Origin of the sequence: Piscirickettsia litoralis (assembly GCF_001720395.1) — a bacterium.
Lineage (GTDB): Bacteria > Pseudomonadota > Gammaproteobacteria > Piscirickettsiales > Piscirickettsiaceae > Piscirickettsia > Piscirickettsia litoralis.
On record NZ_MDTU01000001.1, the window covers coordinates 2,727,187 to 2,729,819 of the forward strand.

Genomic DNA, 2,633 nt, shown 5'->3' on the forward strand with positions numbered 1-2,633 from the left:
AGAGAGCGCTTAAGTGCGCTCAACTAAGAACAACTAACACGCCACATTTTGGCAGTCGTGCTGATTAATTTATTCCTTTCTGCCTGCGGCAATGCAGTCAAAAATTTCATTCCTGTTAGTTTCTCAATATGAGCAATATTAGTTCGGTAGTTTGAAACCTTATTTTTAGCGACCCGCTTATTTGGCATTAAAAAGGTGATTGCTTGATGTTGTTGCGGTGCATAGATGATTTTGAAAAATGCAGTAGGGACTTTTACACCTTTACCTATAGTTTTGATCTTTTTCCCTTGAAAAACTGGCCCCGTATACACATAAACTTCTTTTTTATATTTAGCGTACGTTTTCGTCATACCCCAGAAAGTAGCGTTATGTCGCGCAAGCTAGTTAATTTAATTTTATCAACGACTAACAATATAGAAAAGTAGAAGTTTTTATTTATTATTGACCTTGTTCTACATGTTACCATGGGCGTAATTTATTTTCTCATATGTTAGAAACTGCATTGCTCTAGAATCTGCCCATGCCTTGTAAATAAAAAACTGACCAAACTATTGATAGGAAAAAAACATGTCAAAAACGTTAACCGACTATTATAATCGCCTCGAGGAAGTTGCTAGAGATTATGAGTTAAGTGATGATTTAACGGCTAAGGTAGCAGATTTTGTAGCCTTAGGTAAGGACTTGGAAGTTGATGTAATGGCAGCTCGAGGTAAGCAAGGTCCACTTGAAGAGGCTGGAAAAGCGGTATTAGACCAACTTATAGAGGATATCGCTTCTAATAAAACAGAAGATTTAGAGAATTTTGCTAGGGAATATATAAAATTACTTACTGATATCAGTAAGCGTAAATATGAGTTTAAGGGAGGTGGGCGGCTATACGGGACACCTGCAGATAAAATTGAGGAGGCAAGGCAGGCGGCGGCACTGATTGGCCGACGATTAGAAGGTCAGAGTAAGTCAAAAAACGTAAGCGTTGCCAACGATGTGTATACGAAAGTTACTGACGGAACAGAAGAAATTGACTATACACTAGAGGCGGGTCGGTTAAAGGATGTTGCACCTACAAGAATGGAGCAATGGGATGAGAATGAAAAAATTATAAAAAATAAAGCATCTTCTAGAATGTATGGTCTTCGTGATTATACTTATGGAAAGCACGAGCCTAGAGATCAAGTATTTTTAGCAGCTGCTAAAGATATTTATAAGCATCGATTTTCAGATATAGCAGATCCTTGGGCAGATAAATTAGCAAAGTTTGAGAAAAAAACAAAGTTGAGTAGCAAGAAGTTTTGGGGCGGGGATAAAAGTCAGCCTATTACCTTAGACTTATTAAGAAGGAAAAAAGCGCTATTATCAACAGTAGAAGATCTTACCCAGCTTCGAAACAGTATTAGAGATGAAATATTGGAAATACTGAATGACTTTAAGTCCATGAATAATATTACATTGGAGGATATTAAAGGTTTACGCGCTACTTTGCTCGATGATTCGAGGCTCACGTTATTGCATAAACCCGTTGATGAAGAGTACGTTGTTCAGAGTCATGATGGATCCCAAAAAGCAACTTCGATCCAAATGGTTGAGATTGATAGGGAGTTTGCTCGAGTTTCAGGTGTGCTAATTGCTCGTGATTTTAGCCGTAAATTTAACAATCCTCTCGATGACCGTCCTAGTGAGGAGATATTTAGAGGTGTTGTTGCCGATCAGGGTGTTAGTTGGATGAAAGCATATAGGGTATTAGGAATGGGAAATAGGATAAAGTCTGCTTTTAGTCAGCTGGGAGATGCTGCCATTTTTAGAGAGCACAGAACAAACTCTACTTTTCAAGAAGTGATGAAAGAGACCATTCAATCTACCCAGCCTGAGCTATAAAAATTATAAACTGACTGTATATAAAACAAGAGCAAAGGATTGCTCAATTTCTATTGAGATATTTTTTTACTGTCTACATGTTTTCTTGAATTTATTTTATTTGATTTGTAGTATGTAAGAGTGAAATTTATATTAAATAATATGATATGTTTTGGTTTTGAAATTAATAAAAAATTACCTATGGGTAACCCTCTCTTAAAATGGTACAAGTGATAACTGGAATCTTCTGTTAAATTAACTTAGAGAGGAGAGCGACGATGAAACGATCAAAATTAATAGAGCCATAGATTGTAGCAATGCTCAATGAAGGCGAAGCCGGTGTTAAAGTTGAAGATAAAGTTAAAACCCTAAAAATTGGCATAATCTACCTACCTTACCTCTTCTTAGGGTACTATTGATAAGCGATTAGACAAAGTAAATTACAGTCTCAGCCCTGGGCTGATCACAACTGTCAAGCCACCCGCTTTGCGGGTGTGTCATGATTTGAATTTAATTAATAGGGGACGATCATCCCCACCTTTCTGCCATGTTTGGTGATTTCTATAAACCCACCTTTATCTAAAAAATCAATTGTCATTTTAAGTTGGCTTTGCAGTTCTGAAATTGAAATGCGAATAACCTCTTCATCTTCTATATTATATTTAATAAAGCTATCTTTTTTATTACTTTTTCATAAAACATAACCTCCGTGGAGTCTATTTTAGGCTTTCTGAAATATATTTGATCATGTTTATTAAAAAGAGGGTTAATACCAAAATTAT

At 36.2% G+C, this 2,633-nt stretch carries 2 protein-coding genes; one reads left to right on the forward strand and one right to left on the reverse strand.

Going from position 1 to position 2,633, the window contains the following annotated elements:
* Positions 1-23: 23 nt before the first annotated feature.
* Complete coding sequence (locus tag BGC07_RS13490; RefSeq protein ID WP_077216911.1) at positions 24-350, reverse strand: DNA/RNA non-specific endonuclease; 327 nt, start codon at positions 348-350, stop codon at positions 24-26.
* Positions 351-567: 217 nt separating this feature from the next.
* Between BGC07_RS13490 and BGC07_RS13495 the strand changes: the two genes are divergently transcribed.
* Positions 568-1,872: a hypothetical protein gene (locus BGC07_RS13495; RefSeq protein WP_069313524.1), complete on the forward strand. Its 1,305-nt coding sequence runs from the start codon at positions 568-570 to the stop codon at positions 1,870-1,872.
* Positions 1,873-2,633: the final 761 nt, after the last annotated feature.